This is a genomic window from Cupriavidus malaysiensis, assembly GCF_001854325.1.
In the GTDB taxonomy this organism is placed as follows: domain Bacteria; phylum Pseudomonadota; class Gammaproteobacteria; order Burkholderiales; family Burkholderiaceae; genus Cupriavidus; species Cupriavidus malaysiensis.
Genome location: NZ_CP017755.1, coordinates 1044535 through 1069759, shown reverse-complemented (window position 1 = coordinate 1069759; position 25225 = coordinate 1044535). Strand labels below are relative to the sequence as shown.

Annotated in this window: 25 protein-coding genes; 11 read left to right on the top strand and 14 right to left on the bottom strand. The window is 69.3% G+C overall.

The genetic code is table 11. The features are described from left to right. Positions 1-11: 11 nt before the first annotated feature. On the bottom strand, positions 12-1820 hold the full coding sequence (locus BKK80_RS24365; RefSeq protein WP_071071644.1) for a SulP family inorganic anion transporter: 1809 nt from the start codon (positions 1818-1820) through the stop codon (positions 12-14). Between the two features lie 189 nt (positions 1821-2009). Next, complete coding sequence (locus BKK80_RS24360) at positions 2010-2189, bottom strand: hypothetical protein (RefSeq protein WP_071021398.1); 180 nt, start codon at positions 2187-2189, stop codon at positions 2010-2012. Positions 2190-2588: 399 nt separating this feature from the next. On the opposite strand from BKK80_RS24360, the gene BKK80_RS24355 reads away from it, so the two are divergent. Further along, the gene (locus BKK80_RS24355; RefSeq protein ID WP_071021400.1) at positions 2589-3212 is read left to right on the top strand and encodes a glutathione S-transferase family protein; all 624 of its coding nucleotides are present in this window, start codon (positions 2589-2591) and stop codon (positions 3210-3212) included. A gap of 77 nt (positions 3213-3289) precedes the next feature. On the opposite strand, the gene BKK80_RS24350 is transcribed toward BKK80_RS24355, so the two are convergent. The 8 genes from BKK80_RS24350 to BKK80_RS24315 form a co-directional block, all read right to left on the bottom strand. Next, the gene (locus BKK80_RS24350; RefSeq protein ID WP_071021403.1) at positions 3290-4009 is read right to left on the bottom strand and encodes a GntR family transcriptional regulator; all 720 of its coding nucleotides are present in this window, start codon (positions 4007-4009) and stop codon (positions 3290-3292) included. Positions 4010-4127: 118 nt separating this feature from the next. Next, positions 4128-4850 (bottom strand): GntR family transcriptional regulator, encoded by a 723-nt coding sequence (locus BKK80_RS24345; protein ID WP_084545736.1) that lies wholly within the window; start codon positions 4848-4850, stop codon positions 4128-4130. A gap of 93 nt (positions 4851-4943) precedes the next feature. Continuing rightward, positions 4944-5954 carry a 2Fe-2S iron-sulfur cluster-binding protein gene (locus BKK80_RS24340; RefSeq protein WP_071021405.1) on the bottom strand — a complete coding sequence of 337 codons (1011 nt, stop codon included), beginning with the start codon at positions 5952-5954 and terminating at the stop codon, positions 4944-4946. A gap of 117 nt (positions 5955-6071) precedes the next feature. After that, positions 6072-6551: a GlcG/HbpS family heme-binding protein gene (locus BKK80_RS24335; protein WP_071021408.1), complete on the bottom strand. Its 480-nt coding sequence runs from the start codon at positions 6549-6551 to the stop codon at positions 6072-6074. A gap of 47 nt (positions 6552-6598) precedes the next feature. Further along, positions 6599-8059, bottom strand: coding sequence for an aldehyde dehydrogenase family protein (locus tag BKK80_RS24330; RefSeq protein WP_071021411.1), 1461 nt, complete (start codon positions 8057-8059; stop codon positions 6599-6601). An 86-nt stretch (positions 8060-8145) separates the two neighbouring features. Then, positions 8146-8877 carry a TenA family transcriptional regulator gene (locus BKK80_RS24325; protein WP_071021413.1) on the bottom strand — a complete coding sequence of 244 codons (732 nt, stop codon included), beginning with the start codon at positions 8875-8877 and terminating at the stop codon, positions 8146-8148. 194 nt (positions 8878-9071) lie between these two features. After that, positions 9072-9995, bottom strand: a complete 924-nt coding sequence (locus tag BKK80_RS24320) for an ornithine cyclodeaminase family protein (protein WP_071071642.1) — start codon at positions 9993-9995, stop codon at positions 9072-9074. A 127-nt stretch (positions 9996-10122) separates the two neighbouring features. Then, entirely contained in the window at positions 10123-10878 is a 756-nt protein-coding gene (locus tag BKK80_RS24315) for a TSUP family transporter (RefSeq protein ID WP_071071639.1), read from the bottom strand. A 278-nt stretch (positions 10879-11156) separates the two neighbouring features. Here BKK80_RS24315 and BKK80_RS24310 point away from each other — a divergent pair, with 278 nt between their 5' ends. The 6 genes from BKK80_RS24310 (at position 11157) to BKK80_RS24285 (ending at position 16808) form a co-directional block, all read left to right on the top strand. Next, on the top strand, positions 11157-12692 hold the full coding sequence (locus BKK80_RS24310; RefSeq protein ID WP_071021420.1) for a hypothetical protein: 1536 nt from the start codon (positions 11157-11159) through the stop codon (positions 12690-12692). A gap of 73 nt (positions 12693-12765) precedes the next feature. Then, complete coding sequence (locus tag BKK80_RS24305) at positions 12766-13098, top strand: 2Fe-2S iron-sulfur cluster-binding protein (RefSeq protein WP_071021426.1); 333 nt, start codon at positions 12766-12768, stop codon at positions 13096-13098. An 88-nt stretch (positions 13099-13186) separates the two neighbouring features. Continuing rightward, positions 13187-13480 carry a ferredoxin gene (locus BKK80_RS24300; protein ID WP_071039591.1) on the top strand — a complete coding sequence of 98 codons (294 nt, stop codon included), beginning with the start codon at positions 13187-13189 and terminating at the stop codon, positions 13478-13480. Positions 13481-13516: 36 nt separating this feature from the next. After that, positions 13517-13819 carry a 2Fe-2S iron-sulfur cluster-binding protein gene (locus BKK80_RS24295; protein WP_071021435.1) on the top strand — a complete coding sequence of 101 codons (303 nt, stop codon included), beginning with the start codon at positions 13517-13519 and terminating at the stop codon, positions 13817-13819. 43 nt (positions 13820-13862) lie between these two features. Then, positions 13863-15326 (top strand): gamma-glutamyltransferase family protein, encoded by a 1464-nt coding sequence (locus BKK80_RS24290; protein WP_071071637.1) that lies wholly within the window; start codon positions 13863-13865, stop codon positions 15324-15326. Between the two features lie 273 nt (positions 15327-15599). Next, a complete protein-coding gene (locus BKK80_RS24285) occupies positions 15600-16808 on the top strand; it encodes a globin domain-containing protein (RefSeq protein WP_071073272.1) in 1209 nt (402 codons plus the stop codon). Between the two features lie 210 nt (positions 16809-17018). Here BKK80_RS24285 and BKK80_RS37115 read toward each other — a convergent pair whose 3' ends face one another. The 3 genes from BKK80_RS37115 to BKK80_RS24275 all read right to left on the bottom strand — a co-directional run bounded on the left by BKK80_RS37115 (position 17019) and on the right by BKK80_RS24275 (position 18970). Beyond that, positions 17019-17186 carry a hypothetical protein gene (locus BKK80_RS37115; RefSeq protein ID WP_167366694.1) on the bottom strand — a complete coding sequence of 56 codons (168 nt, stop codon included), beginning with the start codon at positions 17184-17186 and terminating at the stop codon, positions 17019-17021. A 530-nt stretch (positions 17187-17716) separates the two neighbouring features. Beyond that, the gene (locus BKK80_RS24280; RefSeq protein ID WP_071021441.1) at positions 17717-18136 is read right to left on the bottom strand and encodes a hypothetical protein; all 420 of its coding nucleotides are present in this window, start codon (positions 18134-18136) and stop codon (positions 17717-17719) included. Positions 18137-18496: 360 nt separating this feature from the next. After that, complete coding sequence (locus tag BKK80_RS24275) at positions 18497-18970, bottom strand: Lrp/AsnC family transcriptional regulator (protein WP_071021446.1); 474 nt, start codon at positions 18968-18970, stop codon at positions 18497-18499. Positions 18971-19354: 384 nt separating this feature from the next. Here BKK80_RS24275 and hppD point away from each other — a divergent pair, with 384 nt between their 5' ends. From hppD to BKK80_RS24260, 3 genes are all read left to right on the top strand, one after another. After that, positions 19355-20434: a 4-hydroxyphenylpyruvate dioxygenase gene (gene hppD, locus BKK80_RS24270; RefSeq protein ID WP_071071635.1), complete on the top strand. Its 1080-nt coding sequence runs from the start codon at positions 19355-19357 to the stop codon at positions 20432-20434. Positions 20435-20639: 205 nt separating this feature from the next. Further along, the gene (locus tag BKK80_RS24265) at positions 20640-22031 is read left to right on the top strand and encodes an amino acid permease (protein ID WP_071071633.1); all 1392 of its coding nucleotides are present in this window, start codon (positions 20640-20642) and stop codon (positions 22029-22031) included. Between the two features lie 188 nt (positions 22032-22219). Further along, entirely contained in the window at positions 22220-23419 is a 1200-nt protein-coding gene (locus tag BKK80_RS24260; protein WP_071071632.1) for an amino acid aminotransferase, read from the top strand. A 117-nt stretch (positions 23420-23536) separates the two neighbouring features. Here the strand turns inward: BKK80_RS24260 and BKK80_RS24255 are convergent, their stop codons facing one another. Next, positions 23537-23881 (bottom strand): hypothetical protein, encoded by a 345-nt coding sequence (locus BKK80_RS24255; RefSeq protein WP_071021457.1) that lies wholly within the window; start codon positions 23879-23881, stop codon positions 23537-23539. A 252-nt stretch (positions 23882-24133) separates the two neighbouring features. Here BKK80_RS24255 and BKK80_RS24250 point away from each other — a divergent pair, with 252 nt between their 5' ends. Further along, the gene (locus BKK80_RS24250; RefSeq protein WP_071071630.1) at positions 24134-25222 is read left to right on the top strand and encodes an alpha/beta fold hydrolase; all 1089 of its coding nucleotides are present in this window, start codon (positions 24134-24136) and stop codon (positions 25220-25222) included. Positions 25223-25225 lie beyond the last annotated feature (3 nt).

Sequence of the window (25225 nt, the reverse complement as noted above, 5' to 3'; positions counted from 1 at the left end):
CCGCGCCCTGCTCAGGCGGCCGTACCCGGCGTCGGGCCTTCCCGGTCCCGCGCCGGCGCAGCGCCATGCGCATCGTCGACGCCGTCGCCCGGCGCTGCGACAACAGCGCTGGGGCCGCCGCCATCACCAGCGGCGGCCTGCGCGGCCGCCGCGCTCGCCTCGAAGGCGGCCAGTGCCGCCAGCCGGTTCGGGTAGTAGAGGATGCCGGTGCTTTCCGGCGCGATGCCGCGCCGGTCCAGCCACGCCAGCAGCTGGGCGGTGCGGCCGGCGATGACGAGCTGGATGCCGCGCTTGGCCAGCGCTTCCTGCAGGTCGCGGATCGCGAGCGCGCCGGTCAGGTCCAGCGAAGCGATCGAGACCGCGTCGATCACCACCCAGCGCGGCGCCTGGGCCTCCACCAGCGCCGCCACGCGCACGCTGAAATAGTCGGCGTTGAAGAAGGTCAGCGGCGACTCGAAGCGGTAGATCAGCAGGCCGGGCACGGCCTGCGCTTCCGGGTAGTGCGCCAGTTCATAGAGTCCTTCGTGCCCGGGAATGATGCCGAACAGCTGGTCCGACGGCCGCGCCATCTGCACCAGGAAGCGCAGCAGGGCAAGGGTCACCGCCACCAGGATGCCGGACATCACGCCGAACAGCACCACGCCGGCCAGGGTGACCAGCGCGATGGCGTGCTCGGCCCGGCTGAAGCGGCGCAGCGCCATCAGCCCGCCCAGGTCGATCAGGCCGAGCGCGGAGGCCACCAGGATCGCGCCCAGCGCGGCCACCGGCACCAGCGCCAGCACATCGCCGAGCACCAGCAGCACCAGCAGCATGGCCGCGGCCGCCACCACCGAGACCAGGCGCGTGCGCCCGCCCGCCCCTTCGTTGACGACCGTGCGCGAGCTGGAGCCGCTGATGGCGAAACCCTGGCTCAGCGCGCTGACCACGTCGGCCACGCCGATGGCGAGGAACTCGCGGTTGGCATCGACGCGGTAGCCGTTGCGCACGGCGAAACTGCGGCTGGTCAGCATGCCGCTGCTGAAGGAGATCAGCGCGAGGCCGGCGGCAGCCGGCACCAATGTGCCGAGCATCTCGTGCGGCAGCGACGGCGCGACCCAGCCGGGCAGCCCTGACGGCAGGGCCCCGACCATGGCGACACCGAGCGCCTTGGCGCGGAACATCAGGCTGCCGGCGACGGCGGCCACCAGCGCGCTCAGCGCCGCCGGGCCGCGCGGCCAGAAGGCCTTGACGGTCAGGTAAAGCGCGGCGGTGCCGACCGCCACGAAGAAGGTCGGCAGGTGCACCTGGCCGGCCTGGGCGGCCAGCGAGAGGATCTGGCTGATGGCATCGCGGCCGGCCAGTGCCAGGCCGGTCACCTTGCCGAACTGGCTGATGACGATGCTGACGGCCACGCCGTTGAGCAGGCCGGTCAGGATGGGAACGGAGAGGAAATCGGCGAGGAAGCCGAAGCGGAAGCGGCTGGCCACCATGCAGAAGATGCCGGTGAGCAGGGTCAGCGAGACCGCCAGCGCCTGGTAGTCCTCGCTGCCGGCCACGGCCAGCGGCATCAGGGTGGCGGCGATCATCGCCGAGGTGGCGGCGTCGGGACCGACGATCAGCTGGCGCGACGAGCCGAACAGCGCATAGGCCACCATCGGCAGCACCGAGCTGTACAGGCCGGCGGCCGGACTGAGGCCGGCCAGCTGGGCATAGGCCACGCTGACCGGCAGCGAGACGGCGGCCACCGACAGGCCCGCGGAGAGGTCGGCACGCAGATGCTGCCGCGGGTACTTCGCCAGCTCTTCCAGGCCCGGCATCAGCCGGTAGAGCGCGGGATTCATGGGCACGGGCTACGCTTGCAGGTTAAGCCCGCCATCGCGCCCGGGGCCGTCAGGCCCGCTGCGCATGGCGCGGCACAAGCGTGCATTGTAGTCCCCGCGGGCGCCGCCGCCTGCCCGCCGGCGCCCGCTGATGGCCAGGATTTTTCCGAGCCAATCCGTCCGGCGGCGCCGGAAACCGCAGGAACGGAATCAGCAGGGACGGTGGCCTGCGTTGCGGCGGCCGAACAGGGCGCGCGCGAAACCGGTCACGTCGGCCAGGCGCAGCGGCAGCAGCGGCGTGGCATGGCGCACCGCATCGCGGCCGGCATAGTGTTCGAGGAGTTGCTGGCCGACGGGCGTACGCAGGTACTTGGCATCGACTTGGTGCATGGTTTTTCCCTATGGCGTTTCTTTATTGTTCACAGTATACATATTTTTGTGCATTGCGCCAAATCCGGGCATGCCCGTGCCCCGCCAGGGTGCGCAAGACAGCACCGGCCTGGGGGGCGGCACGCATCGATTGAGTTGAAGCCAGGAGGCCCACCACGGCGCCTTAACGGCTTATAAAGGTCAGGAAAGGCCAGAAAGGCGCGCTAGGCGCGTACCCTGCGGCCAGGAGCCGGCCTTGGTGCCTGGCCGCCGTGCTGCGCCGCATGGCCCGCCTTCGATCTCCGCCCTCCTGTCTCCTGCCCCGTGGATTCCCATCAGATCGCATAAGGTATACAGTTCTGCAGCGAACGGCCCCTGGACTGGCGCCGCCGCCTATCCGCAACCGCTACCCGACGCGACATGACCCTGAAAATCTACGGCATCCCGGCCTCCCGCGCGATCCGCCCGCTGTGGGCGGCAGAGGAACTCGGCCTGGCCTACGAGAACATCCCGCTGCACTACGCCTCGCCGGAGGTCAAGGCGGCGCCCTACCTGAAGCTGAATCCCAACGGACTGGTGCCGACCATCGAGGATGACGGCCTGGTGCTGTTCGAATCGCTGGCCATCACGCTGCACCTGGCGCGCAAGCACGCCGCGGCCGGCCTGTGGCCGGCGGATGCCGATGCGCAATCGCTGGCGCTGCAGTGGACCTTGTGGGCGGCGACCTCGGTCGAGCCGCTGACCACGCAATGGACCCAGCACAGCCGCATGCTGCCGCCCGAGCGGCGCCGGCCCGAGCTGGCGGACGAGGCCCTGCAGGCGCTCGCCCGGCGCTTCGCGGTGCTGGAGGCGCAGCTGGCGCAACGGGACTACCTGCTGGGCAAGGAATTCAGTGTGGCCGACCTGAACCTGGCGGCGGTGCTGCACCGCTTCGCGGAGCTTGGCGGCGAGCGGTATGCGGCAGCCTGGGACTGGCACCGGCGCTGCCTGGCGCGCCCGGCCGCGCGCCGGGCCTTCGCCCTGCGCGAACAGCCGGCGCGCTGAGCGCGATCAATGCCATCGGCGCGCGCTGATGGCGTCCAGGCACGTTTTGCGCAAGACCTGCGCGGCGCACGCGCCGCTCAGGCAGCGCGCGTAGTGGTATCGCCGACGGACAGTTCGGCCGCCTTGGCGGCGCTGTAGACATGCCGCGCGGCCAGCAGGGCCGCCAGGTCGGCGTCGCCGGCGATCACGGCCTGCAGGATCTGCGCGTGCTCATCCCAGTTCTGGCGGGCGCGCACCAGGTTGGCCGGCGCGAACAGCGCGGCGGTGCGCTCGCGCAGCGAGCGCATCATTTCCTGCAGCACGCTGTTGGCGGCGATGGTGCCCAGCACTTCGTGGAAGCGCGAGTTGAGCGCCAGCAACTGGTCGCCGCGGCCCTGGGCGGCGGCTTCGGCGCCGTCGCGCAGCACCTGCTCCAGTTCGGCCAGCAGCGCAGGATCGCGCCGCTGCGCCGCCAGCTTGGCATTGAGGCCTTCCAGCGTGGCGCGCACTTCCACCATCTCGCGCGCCACGTCCGGCGACAGCTTGGCCACCGAAGCGCCGCGGCGCGGCTCGATCACCACCAGCCCCTCGGTCGCCAGCGAACGCAGCGCCTCGCGCACCGGAATGCGCGACACGCCGAGTTCGGAAGACAGCTTGTTCTCCACCAAGCGCTCGCCCGGCTCGTACTGCCCGTTGAGGATCCGCTCGCGCAGCTTGTCGGTGACGAGCGCGAACAGCGGCGAATGGCTCGCCCCGAGACTCACGACCGCAGGCTCGGAAACAGGCCCGGACTGGGCATTGGCGCGCTTTTCTGACATGAAGGAATGACCGGGGTTGGCAGGATGCTCCGCCGCCACCCGCCAACCGCCACGCGGCGGCGCGGCTCGGCAGGTTGGGAGACATTTGCCGGTATTGTATACCAGAGATGTCAAGACATCACCCCGGCGCCGCCCCGCCCGCGCCGGCGCCGCGCCGCGACATGGCGGCATGGGCACTGTAGACATGGCGGCTGGCCAGCAGCGCCGCCAGGTCGGCGTCGCCATCGATCACCGCCTGCAGGATGCGCGCATGCTCTTCCCAGTTCTGGCGCGCGCGCGCCGCGTCGACCGGCGCGAACATCAGGAAGGTGCGCTCGCGCAGCGAGCGCACCATCTCGCGCAGCACGCTGTTGGCGGCGGTGGAGGCCAGCAGTTCGTGGAAGCTGGCATTGAGCCGCAGCAGCGCTTCGGTACGGCCGTCGGCGGCGGCCAGGCGTCCTTCACGCTGCACCGCCTCGAGCCGGGCGCCCAGCGCCGGGTCGCGGCGCTGGGCCGCCAGGCGCGCATTGAGGCCCTCCAGCGTGGCGCGCACCTCGACCAGTTCGCGGCCGATGGCATCGGGCACGCGCGTCACCGAAGCACTGCGGCGCGGCGACAGCTCGACCAGCCCCTCGGTGGCCAGTGCGTGCAGCGCCTCGCGCACCGGCACGCGCGACACGCCCAGCTCCGCCGACAGCCGCCCTTCCACCAGCCGCGTGCCCTGGGTGTAGATGCCGGCGACGATGCGCCGGCGCAGCAGTTCCGCCACCTGCGCGAAGAGGGGAATGGTGCGCAATCCGGCATCGTCGTCCGGCTGCGCGTCCAGGCCGGTTGCGATGCTTGCCTCGCCGCGAGATGGCATGGCTGCCTCGTGTCGTGGTGATTCGAAGGTCAGGAATCCGCCGGCCGGTAGCTGGAAGCGAAGCGGCGCCCCGCGCGGGGCGCCGGCGCAGGCTCAGCCGCGCTGGAAGGTGAAGCTGTCCGCGTAGATATGGTCCGGACTGGCGCCGCGGGCGACGAAGGCCGCGCGCGCATCGCGGATCATCTCGGGCGAGCCGCACAGGTAGATGGCGTACTCGGAGAGCTCGCCCGACAGTTCGCCGAGGTCTTCCAGCACGGCCGACTGCACGTAGCCGCGCCGGCCCTGCCAGTCGTCCCGCGCGCGCGACAGCACGGGTACGTAGCGGAAATCGTAGAGGCGCTCGCCCCAGCCGCGGATCTCATCGTGCAGGTACAGGTCGGACGGCTCGCGCGCGCCCCAGTAGAGCGAGACCGGCGGACAGTCGCCGTCGTCCATCAGCGCCTCGAGGATGCTCTTGATCGGTGCCAGCCCGGTGCCCGTCGCCACCATCAGCAGCGGCCGGTAGTCCTTGGCCCGGTAGAAGAAGGCGCCGTGCGGCAGCTCCACCTGCAGCGCATCGCCCGGGCGCAGCTGCTGGAGGGCGCCGTCGGTGAAGGTCCCGCCGGGAATGCGGCGCACGTGCAGGTCGACCACGCCGGCGCTGGGCACCGAGGCCATCGAGAAGCTGCGCGTGCGGCCGTCGCCGGTGAGGATCTTCAGGTACTGGCCGGGCCGGTAGTCGAGCAGGCCCGCCTCGGGCACCTCCAGCTTCAGGTAGTGCACATCGCGCGAAAGCGGGCGGGCTTCGCGCACCAGCGCGTGATGCGCCACCGGGGCGGCGCAGGCCTCGTCGTCGCGCGCGGTGCTGATGACGGCATCGCCCTGCGGCAGGGCCTGGCAGGCCAGCGCGTAGCCGGCCGCCTCCTCGTCCGGCGCCAGCCCCATCGGCAACTCCTCGTAGGCCACGGTGCCTTCGACCAGCTTGATGCGGCAGGTGCCGCAACCGCCGAGCTGGCAGTCATGGGGCAGGCAGACGCCGGCGCGCGTGGCGCCCTGCAGCAGGGTTTCGCCGGGTTCGACGACAAACGACTCGTGCGTCTCCAGGATCTGGATGCGGTAGGACATGATGGACTCGGGCGGTTTCCTGCCGGTTCAGTTCAGGCAGATGCGGGCGATGCACCGCGCCGGCGATGCCCGGCGCGGCAGGTGGGTGATGGACTGGCGGACCAGCGGACCAGCGGACTAGCGCTTGATGTCGGCCTGCACCAGCACCTTGAGATCCTGCGGCGCCAGCAGTTCCTGCAGCGCCTGCAGGGCGGCCAGGCCGGCCTGCGTGTCCTGCTCGCCATTGCCGCCGCTCAGGCCGATGCCGCCGACCACTTCATCGTTGACCACGATGGGGAAGCCGCCGACGAAGACGGCGAACTTGCCTTCGAAGCTCCACTGGATGCCGAAGGCCTCGTTGCCCGGCAGGGCCGGCCCGTTGGGCGCCTGGTTGAACAGGTGCGTGGAGCGCTTGTGGCCGGCGGCGGTGAACGCCTTGTTCCAGGCGATCTGCGGGCCGGTGATGCGGGCGCCGTCCATGCGCTCCAGCGCCAGCGGATAGCCGCCCTCGTCGACCACGCAGATCGATTCGAGCACGCCGATCTGTTCCGACCTGGCGATGGCCGCGGCCACCATGTGGCGCGCTTCCTTCAGTTCCAGCTTGATGGCTTTCTTCACTGCGATTCTCCTGATGCTTGGGATGCGTGCTGCCGGCGGCGTGCCGGTCAGCAGCCGCGGTAGACCGTCTTGACCTGGGTGTAGAACTCGAGCCCGGTGCGCCCCGACTCGCGGAAGGTCGAGGTACTGGAGCGCTTGAGGCCGCCGAAGGGCGCGTTCACCAGGTTGCCGGTGGTGGTGCGGTTGATCTTCACGGTGCCGGCCTCGATGTCGGTGGCGAAGTGGTGGATGTAGCGCGGATCGGCCGTCACGATCGCCGCGGACAGCCCGTATTCGGTGTCGTTGGCCTTGGCGATGGCATCGGCGTAGCCGTTGAACTCGATGATGGCGATCACCGGCCCGAAGATCTCTTCGCGGGCGATGCGCATCGACTGCGTCACGTCGGTGAAGACCGCTGGCGACACGTAGTAACCCTGGTCGAAGCCGGGGCCGGTGAGCCGCTCGCCGCCGCACAGCAGCGTGGCCTCGGCCTTGCCGATCTCGATGTAGGACAGCACGGTCTCGAGTTGCCTGCGCGTGGCCAGCGGGCCGAGGTCCATGCCCGGCGTCATGCCGCTGCCGATCTTGAGGGCCTGCACGCGCGCCAGCAGCTTCTGCGTGTACTGCGCCTTGACGGCCGCCGCCACCAGCACGCGGCTGGTGCCGGTACAGGCCTGGCCGCTGAGCGAGAAGCCGCCCTTGATGGTCAGGTCGACCGCCTTGTCGAGGTCGGCATCCTCCATCACGATCAGCGGGTTCTTGCCGCCCAGTTCCATCTGCGTGCGCGTGGTCAGCGGCACGGCGCGGTGGATCTGTTCGCCCGCGCGGGTCGAACCGGTGAAGGAGATCGCACGCACCGCCGGGTGCTCGGTGATGCCGGGTCCGATCTCGGCGGCGCTGCCGGTGACGAAGTTGAGCACGCCCTTGGGCAGCCCGGCCTGGACCAGCGCTTCGGCCAGGCGGTAGCCGGACAGCGGCGCATCCGAGGACGGCTTGAACACCACGGTGTTGCCGGCGATCAGCGCCGGCGCGATCTTGCGCGCGGGAATCGACACCGGGAAGTTCCACGGCGCGATCACGGTGACCACGCCGAGCGGCTCGCGCTGGCTGTAGACCACCATCTCGGGATCGTCGTTCGGATAGGTCTCGCCGGTGAAGGTCTGCCCTTCCACCGCATAGAAGCGCAGGGTCTGCGCCGAGCGCAGGACCTCGTCCTTGCTCAGCGAGAGCGCCTTGCCTTCCTCGCGCGTCAGTTCCTCGGCGATGCCGGCGGCATTGGCCTCGAGGTGATCGGCGGCGCGGTTCAGGATCGCGGCCCGCTTGCTCACCGGCGTGCGGCGCCAGGCATCGAAGGCGGCCGCGGCGGCGGCCACGGCGGCCTGGGCGTCCTCGGCGCAGGAGGCCTGGAAGCGGCCGACGATGTCCGCGACGTCAGCCGGATTGACGTTGTCGAAGGTCCGGCCGGAACGGCTCCTGGTCCATTCGCCGTCGATGTGGTTGAAGAACTCGTCTTGCTGTCCGACAGTCATGATGCAAACCCTGGAAATCGATGGGATCGGCGCCCCGCACCGGGCGGGGCGCCGTGCATGGCGGGCAGAGCCGCGCCGCGCGACACTCAGGCGGCCATCGCCAGCTCGGCCATCGACAGGTCCTTGGCGACGTAGTCGTGATAGAGCGCCGTGGTGTACAGCAGGCGCATCTGTGCGCCGATCTCGCAGATCTTCAGGCAGCGCTGCTGCAGTTCCGGCGTGTTGGCATGCTCCAGCACGATCTGGTAGCCGCGCTCTCCGTGGATCTCGTCGGAGACGATATGCAGGTCGAAGAACTCGACCTCTTCGTCGGTGAACTGGTACTTGTCGCGCAGCGTCGGCGTCTGCTTGCGATAGATCGACGGCACCTGCGACTCCAGCCCGACCACCAGGCCGGCCACCGCCACGATCGGGTCTTCGCGCATGGCCACGGCGTAGCACCACGACTGCAGGCCGCGCGTGGTGGGCGACATATTGTCAGGATCGACCACGCGCTCGCGCGTGGTGCCGCAGGCCTCGGCGAAGCGGATCAGCAGGTCGGTGTGGCGGTCGCCGCCGATCTCCTCTTCATACATATTGGCCAGCAGGAAGTCCTTGGCCTCGGTGTAGCGGTCGGGCGTGCGGGCGTAGATGTAGCCCAGGTAGTCCGCGAAGGGGCCGACGTAGTGATAGTGGTTCTCGGCCCAGCGCGCCAGGTGCGCGCGGCTCAGCTTGCCGCTCGCCCAGGCCACGCTGAACGGGGCCTTGTTGGCGCTCTTGCCCTTGATCGCTTCTTCCAGGGCGGTACGGAATGCTTCGCGGTTCATCAGTTCAGCCATGTCGGGGCTCCTTGTCTTGGCTTGGCTTCAGGTGGCTTTGGGACGGGTCAGCTCCGCTCGGGATCGCGTCGCTGTTTTTGGTATACTATATACATTCATCAGGGCGCTGCAAGCGTTTTCTGCGTTTCCATCGCTTGCATGGCTTCTGTCGCCCACGGAGAACGCCGCCGCGGCGCGGCGACGGGCAGGCACGGTCAGGCGTGGCCCGCCGCGCGGATCTTTTCCCAGGCAAAACCCGCCAGGGCGATGTCTTCCAGGCCCACGCCGACGGACTTGTAGACCACGATGTCGGCGTCGCCGCGCCGCGGGCGCACCTTGCCCAGCAGCACGTCGCCCAGTTCGACCACCTTGTCGGCCGGCAGCACGCCGGGGCCGGCCAGCACGATGTCGCCGGCCTCGCGCGTGGACTGCGGGCGCCACTCCACCACCACCGCCGCCGCGCGGCGCAGGGCCTCGTCGTCCAGCTCGCGCGTATGCGGCAGGCTGGAACCGATCGCGGCCACGAAGGCGCCCGGCTTGAGCGAAGCGCCCGGGAACAGCGGCGTGGTGGAGCGCGAGGCGGTCACCACGATGTCGGCCCGGGCCGCGGCCTCCTCCGCCTCGGCCAGTTCGACCGGAATGCCGCACCAGTCGGACAGCCGCGCCGGCAGGCCGGCGTCGGCGTGGGGATCGTTGACCAGGATGCGTTCGAGCGGCAGGGCCGCGCTGAGCTGCCGGGCATGGGCAACGCCCTGCGTGCCGGCGCCGAACAAGGCCAGCGTGGCGGCATCCGCCCGCGCCAGGTGGCGCGCGGCGACCACCGAGCAGGCAGCGGTGCGCAGGCGCGTGATGGCGCCGGCATCGAAGGAGGCCAGCGGGCGGCCGTCCTCGCTCGAGAAGATCAGGATGACGAAGGAAAACTGGCCGGCGATGGTCGTATAGACCTTGGCGCCGGCCACGCCGCGCTCGGGAATGACCGCGCCGAGCGTCGACAGCTTGACGCCGCCGGCTTCCGTACGGATCCGTTCCTGCATGGCCGCGCGACCGTCGGCGAAACTGCGGAAGGCCTCCAGCATCACCTGCTGCGCTTCGGCTCCGCTGACGTGGCGGTCGATCATCTCATCTGAAATATGCTGCATGGCAACTCCGGTACTTGGCCGGCGGGGGGCGCCTGGCGCTGGGGTTCGAACACGAAAAGGAAACGGGAAGATTGCGCCGGGGAAGGGGCTGCGGCACAGGCCGGCGCCGCGCCGCGCCGGGCGGGGCTCAGCCCGGCCAGGCCAGCTTGGCCAGCACGCCCAGGGCGCCCGCCGCGCACAGCGCGAGCAGCAGGCGCCGCACCGCCAGCGCCGACCACCGCCCCCTGAGGCGGTTGGACAGGGCGAAACCGGCCAGCAGGAAGGGCGACAGCGCCACGCCGAGTCGCACCTCGGCCGCGCCGAAGCGCCCCGCCACCGACAGCATGGCCAGCGACAGCGCGGCCCCGCCGCACAGGATGCAGCCGATGGTGGCGCGCATGCGCTCGGGCGCCACGTGCTGCATCACGATGGCAAAAGGCGGCGCCCCGGCCGAAGTGATGGTGCCCATGAAGCCGGAAGCGGCGCCGGCCACCGCCAGCGAGGCGGTCGAGGCGGCCACGCGCCAGCCCAGCAGGCTCATCGCCACGGCCAGCAGGATGGACACCGAGAACAGCACGGCGAGCGGCTCCGGGCGCAGGCTGCTGATCACCGCCACCGCCAGCAGGCCGCCACCGGCGCGCCCGCACAGGGCCGCGCCCGCCAGCGGCCAGGCGATGGCACGGAATTCGCGCAGCGCCGACAGCAGCGACACGCAGCCGCCCAGCGCCAGCAGCGGCCCCGGCACCAGTTGCGGGAAGAACAAGGCCCCGAGCGGCGCCGACAGCATGGCGAAGCCGATGCCGCCGATGCCCTGCAGGCAGGCGCCGGCGAAGATCAGGGCGCCCATCAGCGCGTAGTCCAGGGCGGACAGGCCCGCAGGCAGGTAAGGGAAGGTGCTGTGCATTGCTGCGTGTGGCCGGCTCGGCTCGCTTAATTTGGTATACAGTCTACACAAAAGAAGCGAAAGATCACAAGCCAAGGGAAGCCGGCGATGCCCGGCCGGCCCCAGATTGGCGCCCGCATTCCCAATAAATGCGCGGCTTCCCGTCAAACCGCACCAAAAATGGGTACGTAGAAATCCGGATCAGATTTCGCTTGTTTGAGTGCGAATCGGAATATAGTATACGAAAACGGCAAACGAGCCGCCCTCACATCACATACCTCAGCCCCAGGGGAATCGCCATGCAACAAGATGTCGTGATCGGTGCCGCGCACTGGATCTACCTACTAGGAGTCGCGGTCATCGTCCTGACCATGATCCTGCGCGCCAACGTGGTGGTACCCGCCATCACCGGCACCTTTCTGGTCATCTTCGCCCTGACCGGCAGCCCGATCCAGGCGCTGGGCGGAATCTTCTCGGCCAGCCTGGTGGCCGCCAAGGAGCTGTTCAACATCTTCCTGGTGATCGCCTTCATGACGGCGCTGCTCAACGCGCTGAAGACGCTGCGCTCGGACATCCGCATGGTCGAGCCCTTCCGCGTGGTGATGAAGAACGGACACTCGGCCTTCTTCATCCTGGCCGCCATCACCTACGTGATCTCGCTGTTCTTCTGGCCGACCCCGGCGGTGCCGCTGGTGTCGGCCATCCTGCTGCCGGCCGCGATCGCCGCCGGGCTGCCGCCGCTGGCGGGTGCCATGGCCATCGCCATCGCCGGCCAGGGCATGGCGCTGTCGTCCGACTATGTGATCGGCGTGGCGCCCGGCATCAGCGCCAAGGCCGCCGGCGCGGCGGTCAGCGCCGCCGTGGTGGCCGACCGCGCGCTGACGCTGTCGATCATCACCGGCGCCATCGCCCTGAGCCTGGCCTACCTGTCGATGCGCAAGCACATCGTGCCGGCCAGCGGCTTGCTGCTCGACCGCTGGCAGGCACGCGCGGGCGGGGCCCAGCCGGTGGACGGCGGCGGCACTTTCGACAAGGCCGAGCTGGCGCGCGGCACCAGCCACGAGGAACCGCTGGTGACCGAGCAGAACATCGCGGCCAGCCTGTCGATGGTGGAGCGCCGCCGCATCAAGTGGTCGAAGTGCTTCGCGCTGGTGACGCCGCTGGCCTTCCTCTGCGTGGTCGCCATCATGGTGATGCCCAAGCTCGGCTCCGACATTGCCGATCTCAAGGGCGGCGAGGCAGCCGCGCTGGTGGGCGGCGTGGCGGCGGTGCTGATGATGCTGGCCACGCTCGCCGCCGAAGGCCCGCGCAGGATGCTGGACGTCTGCCCCGAGCACATCACCGACGGCTTCGTGTTCGCCTTCAAGGCCATGGGTTCGGTGCTGCCGATCGCGGGCTTCTTCTTCGTCGGCGCCGGCGAGACCGCCGCGCAGATCCTCGGCCTGCCGCCGGGCAAGGCGCCCAGCCTGCTGTTCGAACTGATCCAGGCCTACCAGCACATGATTCCCGACAACCACGTGCTGGTCGCCTTCGGCGTGCTGCTGGTCGGCATGATCACCGGCATCGACGGCTCCGGCTTCGCCGGCCTGCCGCTGACCGGCACCCTGGCCGGCGCGCTGGGCCCGGTGGTCGGCTTCGATCCCGCCACGCTGGCGGCGGTCGGCCAGATGGGCGCGGTCTGGACCGGCGGCGGCACGCTGGTCGCCTGGTCCTCGCTGATCGCCGTGGCCGGCTTCGCCCGCGTGCCGGTGCTGGAGGCCGTGCGCGCCCTGCTGATCCCGGTGCTGATCGGCCTGGCCTGCTCCACCGCGGCGGCCATGCTGATCTGGTCCTGAACCGCCCCGATCCGGCGCATCGCCCGCCTCCCCGGACATCCCCAGCCATCCCGCAGCAAACAGAGCAGACGTCATGCCCAAGGTTCTCTTTCACAAGCACGGCCAGGTCTTCGCCGACGAGGTCAAGGACAACACCAACCTGGTGGTGCGCGCCGGCATCAAGCAGTTTCCCTACCCCAACCTGCGCTACGAGTGCGGCATGGGCAAGTGCTCCAAGTGCGCGTGCCGCGTGATCGCCGGCGGCGAACACCTGCCCGCCCCCAACTGGAAGGAGAAGAAGCAGCTCGGCGAGCGGCTCGAACAGGGCTACCGCCTGGCCTGCCAGCTCTGGATCTCGCACGACATCGAACTGGCCCAGGACGACGAGGCCAATGCCGCCGCGCCTGCCGCCGCGGCCGCCGCCTGAGGCGGCGCGAGCCGCCGCGCCAACCATTCTTCACCAGCCCGGCCGGGGCGCCCCGCCGCCCCTCCCCGCCTAGCCTGCACACCCGACCATGTATGTGATCCTGACCAGCAAACCCGGCCAATTCCGCACCGAGCCCGTCGACGGCGTGGTGCCGGTGGAAAGCTACGACTACCTCTTCTATGGCCGCCGCACCACGCATTTCGTCATCGCCGAGCTGCAGCGCGAAACGAAGATCCGCGTGGTCGAGGAAACGCCGCCCGCGCTCGTCAACCACGTGCCGACCAAGTTTCTCGAGCGATTCGACACGCTCGAGGCCGCGCGCGACGCGCTGCGCCGCCTGGCCAGCTTCGGCAGCATGGACCTGCAACTGGCGCAGGCCTGAGCCCCGCCGCCGCCCCCATCCGATACGGACTGAACGATGATCCAGATCACCTTCCTGAGCAACGACAACAAGGTCGTCACCGCTCCGCCCAACAGCAATCTGCTGCGCGTCTCGCTGCGCGAGAAAGGCGGCATTCCCTTCAAGTGCGGCGGCGGCCTGTGCGGCACCTGCAAGTGCAGGATCGAACAGGGCCTCGAGCACACCGACACGGTCAAGCCGAAGGAACACAAGCACCTCAGCGCCGAAGAACTGGCCGCCGGCTATCGCATGGCCTGCCAGACCTTCGTCAACGGCGACATCGGCGTGTCGTGGAAGGTCGTCGAGACGGTGTCGCGCTGACGCGGCCGCCCCATCCGCCCCATCCGAGACCAGGGAGCATCGCATGAGCAATCCGCAAGCCGAAGGCGTGCGCGCCCAACGCTGCATGGTGGCGAGCGGCCACCCGCTGGCGGCGCAGGCCGCACTGCAGTGCCTGCGCGAGGGGGGCAGCGCGGTCGACGCCGCGCTGGCCGCCGACGCCATCCTCGGCGTGGTCGAACCGATGGCCACCAGCATCGGCGGCGACGTGCTGGCCATGGTGGTCGCGCCGGATGGCGAGGTCAGCAGCTACAACGGCACCGGACGCGCGCCGGCGGCCCTCGATCCGGCCCTGCTGGATGCGCTGCCCGGGCAGCGCATCCCGGAGCGCCACCCTTATTCCTGCACCACGCCCGGCGTGGTGCGCGGCTGGCACGACCTGCACCAACGCCATGGGCGGCTGCCCTGGCCGCGGCTGCTGGCCCCGGCCATCGCGCTGGCGCGCGACGGTTTCGCCGTGGCCCCGGTGGCGGCGCGCGAATGGGCGCTGTTCGACCGCGTGCTCCATGCCGACCCGGTTTGCGCCGCGCTCTACCGCGCGGGCCGTCCGCCCGCCGCCGGAGAGCGCTTCGCCAATCCCGGGCTGGCGCGCACGCTGCAGGCCATCGCCAGCGACGGGCCCGACGCCTTCTACCTCGGCGAGCCGGCACGCGCGGCGGCGCAGGCCTGCCAGGCACACGGCGGCGTGCTCGCGGCCGGCGACTTCGCCGAGCATCGCGGCGATTTCCGCGCGCCGGTGTCGACCCGCTTCCGTGGCCTGGAAGTCTTCGAATGCCCGCCCAACACGCATGGCGTCGCCATCCTGCACGCGCTCGATGCGCTGGAACCGCAGGCGCTCGCCGCCGACGATCCCGGCGCCGTGCTGCAGACCGTGCGCGCCATGGGCGAGGCCATGCGCCATGCCAGCCAGACCGTGGCCGACCCGGCCGGCAATACCGTCTGCACCGTCGTGGTCGACGCCGACGGCCTCGCCATCACGCTGATGAGCAGCATCTTCAAGCGCTTCGGCTCCGGCATCGCGGTGCCGGACTGCGGCTTCGTGCTGCAGAACCGCGGTTTCGGCTTCGCCGGCCCCGGCCACATCAACAGTGCCGCCCCGCGCAAGCGCCCTTACCACACGGTGGTGCCCGGCGCGGCCAAGCGCGACGGCCGCTTCCATGCCGGTTTCGGCGTGGTCGGCGGGCTGATGCAGCCGCAAGGCCAGTTGCAGCTGCTGGTGCGGCTGGCGGCCTGGCAGCAGCCGCTGCAGGCCGCCCTCGACGCGCCGCGCTGGCGCCTGGAGTCCGCCACGGCGCTGGCCATCGAGCACGGCATGCCCGAGGCCGTCACCCGCGCGCTGCGCGCAGCCGGCTATACCGATCCGGTCGGCGCCGGCGAACTGGGCGGCCGCAGCGACTTCGGCGGCGCCCAGGCGGTGCTGCGCGCCGCCGACGGCAGCCTGCTGGGCGCCTCCGACAAGCGCAAGGACGGCATCGCGCTGGGCGCCTGAGCCTGCTCCGCGCCGGCCAGTGCGGCCGCCGGGGCGCGGCCGGCATGTCCGCCGCGGTGGCCTGCCCGGCGCCTCACCCGCCCCGGGCCACGGGCGCGGCAATCCGTCGCACCGCGGATCCCGCGCTGCGGCGGGTTATTTATTGCATCACAAATGCATCTTTCATAGAATCGGATCCAGCGTGACCGCCATCACCTCATCCGCGCGACACGCCACGGCCTCCATGCCGGTCGTTCGCCATTTTTGTTGCATTTCGAATACATCAATTCAATCATGCTCTCCGCCCAAGCCCGTCCCCTGATCGATGCCAGCGTCCCCGTGCTGAAGGAACATGGCCTCGCCATCACCCAGACCTTCTACCGCAATATGTTCGCGGACCGCCCCGAGCTGACCAACCTGTTCAACCTGGGCAACCAGGCCAGCGGCGCGCAGCAGCAATCCCTGGCATCGGCGGTGTTCGCCTATGCCGCCAACTACGACAACCATGCGGCCCTGGCGCCGGTCCTTACCCGCATCGCGCACAAGCATGCGGCCGTCGGCATCAAGCCCGCCCACTACCCCATCGTCGGCCGCCACCTGCTGGGCGCGATCGGCGAGGTGCTCGGCGCGGCCGCGACGCCGGAGCTGGTGGCGGCCTGGGACGAGGCCTACTGGCTGCTGGCGGGCGAACTGATCGCCGCCGAAGCGCGCCTGTACGAGCGCGCGCAGTCCAGCCCCGACCACCGCCAGCCGGTGCGCATCGTCGCCCGCGAAGCGCAGGCCGAAGGCATCGTCTCGTTCACCCTGGCCGCCGCCGACGGCAGCGCGCTCGCCGCCTTCGAGCCGGGCCAGTACATCTCGGTGCAGGTGGAACTGTCGCCCGGCGTCTGCCAGCAGCGCCAGTACAGCCTGTCGGACGCGCCCAACGGCGGCCGCTGGCGTATCTCGGTCAAGCGCGAGACCGGCGACGCCGGCCGCCCGCAGGGCACCGTCTCCAACTGGCTGCATGACCATGCGGCCGTCGGCGACGTGCTGCTGGCCAGCCAGCCCTACGGCGACTTCACCGTGCCGGCCCAGGGCAGCGCGCCGGTGGTGCTGCTGTCGGCCGGCGTGGGCATCACGCCGATGATCTCCGCGCTGAACCACCTGGCCGCATGCGCGCCGCAGCGCGACATCGTGTTCGCCCACGCCGCGCGCAACGCCGCGCAGGTGGCCCACCTCGGCGATATCGAGCGGGCCGGCGCACGGCTCGGCAAGCTCGAACTGCGCTTCTTCCTCGAGTCGGGCGAAGACGCCACGCTGGCCGAGCGCCCTGCCGCCGCCGGCCGCATGGCGGTGGACACCTTCCTCGATGCGCGCCACGACGCCGAGGCCGACTTCTACCTGTGCGGCCCGCTGCCCTTCATGCAGGCCCAGCGCGCCGCCCTGCTGGCACGCGGCGTGACACCGTCGCGCATCCACCGCGAGGTGTTCGGCCCCGACCTGCTGGACCATATCCTCTGAGACAGGGAGAACGGGAAAGCGCCGCCGGCCGGCGCGGCCAGCCGCGCCGGTACGGAGACAGGCGTAACGGAAGGAACGCAGCGCACGATGCAGCGGGCTGCAGGCAGGACGAAGCACCAGCACGGCGCGCGCCGTGCCGCCTCGGGAACGCTCCCGCGGCTGATCGTCCAAGCGGACCGATGGCCCGGCCGCCCGGCCGCTCCGCCGCGCTCAGCCGACCACCCGGCCTGGCAGGATCGCGTACACCAGGACCAGGATGCCGACGATGGCTGGCGACGCGAACGTCAACATGCGGCTTTGTGTCTGGGCGCCCAGGAAAACATAGAGACACACCAGCAGGATGGCGGTGACGAATACGAGACCGTCGTAGCTTTGCATACCTGCCTCCTCTGTGGTTTTCTTATAGTGATGATTCAATTTAGGCGCTCGCGCGACAATATGTCACAGGGAGTTTTCCCTAATGCACATCCGGCGCACGCGAACTCCATCGCGCGGTGCCCGTCACATGGCACCGCGTCTTGCCGATTCTCCTTTTCGATCAAGCCCTTGCCGGGAATGCCGGGCGACGGCGGTGCGACCGCAGGCAGGCTCCCACCGCGGCGCAGCGAATCCCCATGATTTTTATTGCGGCGCGAGATAAGCGCCGGGCCAGGTATTAGAAGGGTTGGCGAGGCAATCGCCAGGATGATTATTGCCCTGCACCGTGAATATCGTCCCACGTGCTGGTGCGGCTGTGACGGCACCTGGCGTGATGAGGGGGCAGCGAAGAGAGGGAAAGCGGGGAACGAAAAAAGGCCGGCATGAATGCCGGCCAGTCAGCGGGGATGGGAGAGGAGGACATCCCCGTGCATCAGGAGCAGGAAACCAGTGCCGGCGGCGATGCAAGGCCGCCGGCGCGAAAAACGGGGTCAGGCGAGCGCGCCGTCGGTGTAGGGGTCGAACTTGCCGGCCTTGGCGCCATCCGTGTACGGATCGAAGCGGCCGTGCGCGGGTTGGGACGACACCCCGCTGCGGTCGAGGCCGGCCAGGGTGCCGAAACCATCCACATAGGGCCCCTTCTTGCCGACGCGCGAACCATCCGTATAGGGATCGGCCTTGCCGACCTTGGCGCCGTCGGTGTAGGGATCGAAACGGCCGCGCTTGGCACCATCGGTGTAGACGCTGCGGCTGCCGTCGGCGCGGAACACATAACCATAGCGGTCACCGCTCACACCGCTGTCCCGGGGACCGGCGGCGTGTGCCTGGCCGGCGGCGGCGGCCGCGCTCAGCACGGCGGCGGCCAGCAGGAACTTGGCGGCGGCATTCAGGTTCAGGGTCTTGGTGCGCATGATCTTCTCCTTCGAATTCGGGATCCCGGCGGGATCGCTTGTCTGCGGCGCGGCACCTGGGTGCGGGCCCGGGTCGATCAGGTATCTATGACTAGATAGACGACCGATCCAAAAAAAACGGGACATGCCCGATGTCGCGCTGGATCCCGCCGCGTCGCCCCGCTCTTTCCGTTGCCAGGGATACGTCGCGATCCATGCACGAATAGTATCTACTGGTAGATAGATAGTCAAGAAATTTCTTATGGCTCGCCAGCATTCTTCCGAGGCATCTGCCGCACCCCACGGCCCGCAAGCTGCTGCCGCCACATCATCCAGGTGCCCCGGCGCAGCGGCAGCGGCCGCCGGAGCACCGGTCCCGCTTCAGCTTTCGAGCGGCATCGCGCTCGTGCACTTGATCTCATCCAGGCATACGCTTGACTTGACGCCGCTGACGCCGGGAATGCGCATCAGCGTATCGAGCAGGAAGTCCGACAGCGACTTGAGGTCGCGCGCCACCACTTTCAGCACGTAGTCGATGTCCCCGGTGACCGAGAAGCACTCCTGGATCTGCGCCAGCTCGGCCACCAGCCCCTTGAACTTGGAGAGGTCGCGGATATGGCCCCGCTCCATCGTCACATGGATGAAGGCGACCACGCCGAAGCCCAGCGCGGCCGAGTCCAGCCGGGTTTCATAGCGCTTGATGATGCCGGACTCCTCGAGGCGCCGGTGGCGCCGCAAGGTCTGCGCCGGCGACAGGCGGATGGCCTCGGCCAGCTCGAGGTTGGAGGCCCGGCCGTGCTCCTGCAGGACGCCCAGCAAGCGGCGGTCGATGCGGTCCAGCTCGGTAATCTGCAATTTCATCTCCTTGAAGTCTGTCTCGATGCAATTTCGTGTCGCAATCTAGGGTTTCCCTGTGTGGCTTACGAAATCCTATTTTCCACGTCGGAATATACACTGCCCGTCATGCCTGCAGTGCGCGGCACGGGAATCGGCCTCGATTTCCCTGCGCTGGCACCGACGGGCGCGGCGTGGCGCAAGCGATACGGCATGCGGCACGCCTGCAATATTATTTCTCTGCCCCCGAGATCGTGCATGTCCCTACCTGACAGTACAGCAGCCCGTCTTGCCCGCTTGCGCGGCCTGCGCCTCGGGACTCCGACCCCGTTTTGCCGCCACCTGGGCGCGCCCGCGCGCGCCGACGGACGCGGATTCCCCCTCCCACTTCGCTGAGCAACCGCCATGGCCGATCTGTTTGAGAACCCGATGCAATTGATGGGCTTCGAATTCGTCGAATTCGCCTCGCCCACCCCCAATGTGCTGGAACCGCTGTTCGAGCAGATGGGCTTCAGCCTGGTGGCACGCCACCGCTCCAAGGACGTGCTGCTGTACCGCCAGGGCGACATCAACTTCATCATCAACCGCGAGCCCAAGAGCCAGGCCGCCTATTTTGCCGCCGAGCATGGTCCCAGCGCCTGCGGCATGGCCTTCCGCGTGAAGGACTCGCACAAGGCCTACGCCCGCGCGCTGGAACTCGGCGCCCAGCCGGTCGAGATCGCCACCGGCCCGATGGAACTGCGCCTGCCCGCCATCAAGGGCATCGGCGGCGCGCCGCTGTACCTGATCGACCGCTTCGAGGAAGGCAAGTCGATCTATGACATCGACTTCGAGTTCGTCGAAGGCGTGGACCGCCACCCGGCAGGTCACGGCCTGAAGCTGATCGACCACCTGACGCATAACGTCTACCGCGGCCGCATGGCCTATTGGGCCGGCTTCTACGAGAAGCTGTTCAACTTCCGCGAGATCCGCTACTTCGACATCTCGGGCGAGTACACCGGCCTGACCTCCAAGGCCATGACCGCGCCCGACGGCAAGATCCGCATCCCGCTGAACGAGGAATCGGCCAAGGGCAGCGGCCAGATCGAGGAATTCCTGATGGCCTTCAACGGCGAGGGCATCCAGCACATCGCCCTGCTGACGGAAAACCTGGTCGACGTCATCGACAAGCTGCAACTGGCCGGCGTGCCGCTGATGACGGCTCCCAACGATTTCTACTACCAGGGCCTGGAGAAGCGCCTGCCGGGCCACGGCCAGCCGGTCGACCAGCTGCAGGCGCGCGGCATCCTGCTGGACGGCACCACCGAAGGCGGCAAGCCGCGCCTGCTGCTGCAGATCTTCTCCAAGACCCTGCTCGGCCCGGTGTTCTTCGAGTTCATCGAGCGCCGGGGCGACTACCGCGACGGCTTCGGCGAAGGCAACTTCAAGGCCCTGTTCGAATCGCTGGAGCGCGACCAGATCGAGCGCGGCACCCTGAAGGTCTGAGCAACCGACCAGGCCGGCGCAGCACGCGGCGGCCCGGCAGCCCGCCGGCCCACAAGGCCGGCCGGGCCGCTGTCCCTTGCCGGCGGCAGCGCAGCCTGCTGCACGCCGCCGGCGCCCCCCCCCAAGCAAGCGCCCGCGATCAAAGAGATCGATGACCAACAAGAGGCGCCCATCCGCATTCCATAAGAATGGGTAGAGGAAAGACATGATTCCCGACAATGAGAGCGGCACGCTCAAGCGCGGCCTGAAAAACCGCCATATCCAGCTGATCGCGCTGGGCGGCGCCATCGGCACCGGCCTGTTCCTGGGCATCGCCCAGACCATCAAGATGGCCGGACCGTCCGTGCTGCTCGGCTATGCCCTGGCAGGCATCGTGGCCTTCTTCATCATGCGCCAGCTCGGCGAGATGGTGGTGGACGAACCGGTGGCCGGCTCCTTCAGCTACTTCGCCGACAAGTACTGCGGCCACTTCGCCGGCTTCATCTCCGGCTGGAACTACTGGGTGCTGTACATCCTGGTCAGCATGGCCGAGCTGTCGGCCGTGGGCATCTACGTGCAGTACTGGTTCCCGCACGTGCCGACCTGGATCTCGGCGCTGGCCTTCTTCCTGGTCATCAATGCCATCAACCTGTCGAGCGTGAAGTCCTTCGGCGAGATGGAGTTCTGGTTCTCGATCATCAAGGTGGCGGCCATCATCGGCATGATCGGCTTCGGCGGCTACCTGCTGGTGTCCGGCGCGGCCGGCCCGCAGGCCAGCGTCACCAACCTGTGGCAGCACGGCGGCTTCTTCCCCAACGGCCTGTCCGGCCTGGTGATGGCCATGGCCGTGATCATGTTCTCGTTCGGCGGCCTGGAACTGGTCGGCATCACCGCGGCCGAGGCCGACTCGCCGCAGACCACCATCCCCAAGGCCACCAACCAGGTCATCTACCGCATCCTGATCTTCTACGTGGGCGCGCTGGGCGTGCTGCTCTCGCTCTACCCGTGGGAAAAGGTGGTCACCGGCGGCAGCCCCTTCGTGCTGATCTTCCACGCGCTCAACGCCGACATCGTCGCGCACGTGCTGAACCTGGTGGTGCTGACGGCAGCGCTGTCGGTCTACAACAGCGGCGTCTACTGCAACAGCCGCATGCTGTACGGCCTGGCCAAGCAGGGCAACGCACCGCAGGCGCTGCTGAAGGTCAATCGGCGCGGCATCCCGCTGGCGGCGCTGGGCGTCTCGGCCCTGGCCACGGCGCTGTGCGTGGTGATCAACTACTTCATGCCGGGCAAGGCTTTCGAGCTGCTGATGGGCCTGGTGGTGTCGGCGCTGCTGATCAACTGGGCGATGATCAGCATCATCCACCTCAAGTTCCGCCACGATAAGCGCCGCGCCGGCCAGCAGACCCTGTTCCGCAGCCTGGGCTATCCGTTCACCAACTACCTGTGCCTGGCCTTCCTGGGCGGCATCCTGGTGGTGATGTACCTGACTCCCGACCTGCGCATCTCGGTCTACCTGATCCCGGTCTGGCTGGGCGTGCTGGCGATCAGCTACCGCTTCCGCCAGAAGCGCCAGCCCGACGGCGCCGCGCTGGGCCGCGGCATCACCGCGCAATAAGCCGTGACGCAGCCGGGCCCCTGTCGGCCCGGCTGCGGCCGGCCACCGCTGCGGCCACGGTCACGGCCGCGGGCTGACCCGGCCGGCCATCTGTGGCATGCTCTCTCTTTTGGCCCGTCCGCAACCGCCGGACCGCCAGCCGCACCACCTCAAAGCTTCAACCCAAACCCAAGCACGCAGGAACTCCCATGTTCGAACACATCGAGGCCTTTCCGGGCGACCCCATCCTCTCGCTGAACGAGAGCTTCCAGCACGACCCGCGCACCGAGAAGGTCAACCTGAGCATCGGCATCTACTTCGACGACGAAGGCAAGCTGCCGGTGATGCAGGCCGTGCGCGAAGCCGAATCCGCGCTGCTGGCCGAGATCGGCCCGCGCCCCTACCTGCCGATGGCCGGCCTGGCCGGCTACCGCGACGCCGTGCAGGCCCTGGTGTTCGGCGAACAGTCCGAGGCGCGCGCCAAGGGCCGCATCGCCACGCTGCAGACGCTGGGCGGCTCGGGTGCGCTGCGCGTGGGCGCCGACTTCCTCAAGCGCTACTTCCCCAGGGCCCAGGTCTGGATCAGCGACCCGAGCTGGGAAAACCACCGCGTGGTGTTCGAGCGCGCCGGCTTCACGGTGCAGAGCTATCCCTACTACGACGACGCCACCGGCGGCCTGAAGTTCGACGCCATGCTGGCCGCGCTGCGCCAGGTGCCCAAGGGCGACGTCGTGCTGCTGCACGCCTGCTGCCACAACCCGACCGGCGTGGACCTCGACCAGGAACAATGGCGCCAGGTCATCGCGGTACTGAAGGAACGCGGCCTGCTGGCCTTCGTCGACATGGCCTACCAGGGCTTCGGCGCCGGCCTGGACGACGATGCCTTCGCCATCCGCGAGATGGAACGCGAGGGCCTGTCCTTCCTGGTGGCCAACTCCTTCTCGAAGAACTTCTCGCTGTACGGCGAGCGCTGCGGCGGCCTGAGCGTGGTGTGCCAGAACGCCGACGAGGCTGGCCGCGTGCTCGGCCAGCTGACCGGCGCGGTGCGCGCCAACTACAGCAACCCGCCCACGCACGGCGCGCGCATCGTCAACAAGGTGCTGACCACGCCGGCGCTGCGCGCCCAGTGGCAGGCCGAACTGGCCGCCATGTGCGAGCGCATCGCGCGCATGCGCCAGGCCATCCATGACAGCCTGGTCGGCCACGTGAGCGGCGAAGCGCTGACGCGCTACGTCAAGCAGCGCGGCATGTTCACCTACACCGGCCTGAGCGCCGAGCAGGTCGACCGCCTGCGCGAAGAGTACGGCGTCTATGTGCTGCGCTCGGGCCGCATGTGCGTGGCGGGCCTGAACCAGCGCAATGTGTCGGTGGTCGCCAAGGCCATCGGCGAGGTGCTCGCCAAGGCCTGAGGCCACGGCACGGTGCCATGCCCAGGGCATGCGCACCGGCACCGGCGGGGCCGCGCGGCCCCGCCGTCTCCATCTCCCCGATTCCGCCCTATCCCGCAAAGGGACTGGCCGCCTGCCTCACAGGCCGCGCCAGGCGCCGCGCAGATAGTCCTGCGGCGCATCGCCGCGCCGGATCGCGCCCAGCAGATCTTCGATGAACCACGGCAGCACCAGCCGGGTTTCGCTGTCCGAGACACCGACCCGCAGAGTGCGGCCGCCGGTGCCAGCGGCCGCCTCCGCCGCCATGGCCTCGTCGCCCGCCGCGCACACCAGCGCGGCATCGTGGTCGCTGGCGGCGCCCAGCGGCGGCTGCAGCGCGAACGCTGCGCCCGATGCCGTGGCCAGCGCGAACGTCAGCGCGACCGCCAGCAGTTTCATCATCAACATGGCGCTCATGGTGGCAACCCGGTTGCTGGGATGCATGGTCTCTGTCCTCCTGGATATGAATACCAATACGGTGCATTGTCTTGCGATGGCGGCATGATAGGCAGGCCGCCGCCGGCGCGGTAGGACGAAGTTGTGTGCAATTGTGCGAATCTGTCCGCGCCGCCGTTCGCCTCACCTCGCCTCACCTCTCCGCCGCACAGTTGCGCACAGAATTCCTTCATCTGCTCACAGACCGCGTCCCGCCCGTCTCCTAGACTGCCGTCGGCTTCCCCCTCTGGAGATCGGACCATGATGCCTTACCCGCCGCCGGCCCCGCTGCGCCGGCGCTCGCTGCAGACCCTGGCCACCCTGCCCGCCGCCTGGCTCCTCGCATCGCTCTCCGCCTGCGGCGGCGGCGGCGGCGGCGAAGACCAGCCTGCGGCGGCAGCGGTAAGCGACCGCCAGGTCACCGTGGCCCCCGGCGTGGCGCTGCATGTGCGCGACTGGAACCCCAGCCGGCCCGGACGTACCGTCGTACTGCTGGCCGGTCTGGGCGGCAATGCGCAGGGCTTCAACGGCCTGGCCGCCGCGCTGGCGCGGCGGGCACGGGTACTGGCGATCAGCCGGCGCGGCTACGGCCGCTCCGACAAGCCGCTGCCCGCTGCCGGCGGCGGCTATGATCCCGCGACCTTGGTGGCGGATCTCGACGCGGTCCTGCGCACGCTGCGCGTCGACGAGATCGTGCTGTGCGGCCACTCCATCGCAGGCAATGAGTTGACACTGTTCGCCGGCCGCTATCCGCACCGCGTGCGCGGCCTGGTCTATCTCGACACGAGCTACGACTACACGCGGCCGGTCCCCTGGCACGGCGAACCGCCGCCGGACAATCCGGCGCTGGAGGAGCCCGAGCCTGGTCCGGCGGACCAGGCCTCGCTGGCGGCGGCCACCGCCTTCGCCAGGCGCGTGTCGAAGCTGTGGTCCGCCGCCGCCGAAGCGCAGCTGCGCGACTCGCTCACGCTGTTGCCCGACGGCAGCGTGCGCCCGAACACTCCCGCCCCGGTCGCCGCAGCCATGGCCGACCAAGGCCACGCCTTCTCTCCCGACTACCGCGCGGTCGCTTCGCCAGCCCTCATCGTCGCTGCCGAGCCGGGCGCGATCCGCGATATGTTCCCCTGGCTGTCCGCTACCACCGACGCCGCCACGCTGGCCGACGCACAGACCATGCTGGGCATCTTCCGCCAGGCACGCCGCATCGACGCCGGGCGCCTGGCCGCAGCGCTGCCGGGCAGCCGCGTCCTTTGGCTCCCGCATGCCAGCCATGCGAACTTCTTCGACGAATACCAAGGCGAAGTGGTCCGCGCGATCGAATCGATGCCCTGGTACGAGGCGGACCGCTAGTCC

Excerpts from the sequence above, each read along its gene's own strand:
- BKK80_RS24260 (WP_071071632.1), top strand. The coding sequence starts at position 22,220 with ATGTTCGAACACATCGAGGCCTTTCCGGGCGACCCCATCCTCTCGCTG.
- BKK80_RS24330 (WP_071021411.1), bottom strand. The coding sequence starts at position 8,059 with ATGACTGTCGGACAGCAAGACGAGTTCTTCAACCACATCGACGGCGAA.
- BKK80_RS24345 (WP_084545736.1), bottom strand. The coding sequence starts at position 4,850 with ATGCCATCTCGCGGCGAGGCAAGCATCGCAACCGGCCTGGACGCGCAG.
- BKK80_RS24320 (WP_071071642.1), bottom strand. The coding sequence starts at position 9,995 with ATGCAGCATATTTCAGATGAGATGATCGACCGCCACGTCAGCGGAGCC.
- BKK80_RS24285 (WP_071073272.1), top strand. The coding sequence starts at position 15,600 with ATGCTCTCCGCCCAAGCCCGTCCCCTGATCGATGCCAGCGTCCCCGTG.
- BKK80_RS37115 (WP_167366694.1), bottom strand. The coding sequence starts at position 17,186 with ATGCAAAGCTACGACGGTCTCGTATTCGTCACCGCCATCCTGCTGGTG.
- BKK80_RS24250 (WP_071071630.1), top strand. The coding sequence starts at position 24,134 with ATGATGCCTTACCCGCCGCCGGCCCCGCTGCGCCGGCGCTCGCTGCAG.
- BKK80_RS24305 (WP_071021426.1), top strand. The coding sequence starts at position 12,766 with ATGCCCAAGGTTCTCTTTCACAAGCACGGCCAGGTCTTCGCCGACGAG.
- BKK80_RS24350 (WP_071021403.1), bottom strand. The coding sequence starts at position 4,009 with ATGTCAGAAAAGCGCGCCAATGCCCAGTCCGGGCCTGTTTCCGAGCCT.
- BKK80_RS24255 (WP_071021457.1), bottom strand. The coding sequence starts at position 23,881 with ATGCATCCCAGCAACCGGGTTGCCACCATGAGCGCCATGTTGATGATG.
- hppD (WP_071071635.1), top strand. The coding sequence starts at position 19,355 with ATGGCCGATCTGTTTGAGAACCCGATGCAATTGATGGGCTTCGAATTC.
- BKK80_RS24355 (WP_071021400.1), top strand. The coding sequence starts at position 2,589 with ATGACCCTGAAAATCTACGGCATCCCGGCCTCCCGCGCGATCCGCCCG.
- BKK80_RS24315 (WP_071071639.1), bottom strand. The coding sequence starts at position 10,878 with ATGCACAGCACCTTCCCTTACCTGCCTGCGGGCCTGTCCGCCCTGGAC.
- BKK80_RS24265 (WP_071071633.1), top strand. The coding sequence starts at position 20,640 with ATGATTCCCGACAATGAGAGCGGCACGCTCAAGCGCGGCCTGAAAAAC.
- BKK80_RS24325 (WP_071021413.1), bottom strand. The coding sequence starts at position 8,877 with ATGGCTGAACTGATGAACCGCGAAGCATTCCGTACCGCCCTGGAAGAA.
- BKK80_RS24300 (WP_071039591.1), top strand. The coding sequence starts at position 13,187 with ATGTATGTGATCCTGACCAGCAAACCCGGCCAATTCCGCACCGAGCCC.
- BKK80_RS24310 (WP_071021420.1), top strand. The coding sequence starts at position 11,157 with ATGCAACAAGATGTCGTGATCGGTGCCGCGCACTGGATCTACCTACTA.
- BKK80_RS24290 (WP_071071637.1), top strand. The coding sequence starts at position 13,863 with ATGAGCAATCCGCAAGCCGAAGGCGTGCGCGCCCAACGCTGCATGGTG.
- BKK80_RS24280 (WP_071021441.1), bottom strand. The coding sequence starts at position 18,136 with ATGCGCACCAAGACCCTGAACCTGAATGCCGCCGCCAAGTTCCTGCTG.
- BKK80_RS24340 (WP_071021405.1), bottom strand. The coding sequence starts at position 5,954 with ATGTCCTACCGCATCCAGATCCTGGAGACGCACGAGTCGTTTGTCGTC.
- BKK80_RS24360 (WP_071021398.1), bottom strand. The coding sequence starts at position 2,189 with ATGCACCAAGTCGATGCCAAGTACCTGCGTACGCCCGTCGGCCAGCAA.
- BKK80_RS24365 (WP_071071644.1), bottom strand. The coding sequence starts at position 1,820 with ATGAATCCCGCGCTCTACCGGCTGATGCCGGGCCTGGAAGAGCTGGCG.
- BKK80_RS24295 (WP_071021435.1), top strand. The coding sequence starts at position 13,517 with ATGATCCAGATCACCTTCCTGAGCAACGACAACAAGGTCGTCACCGCT.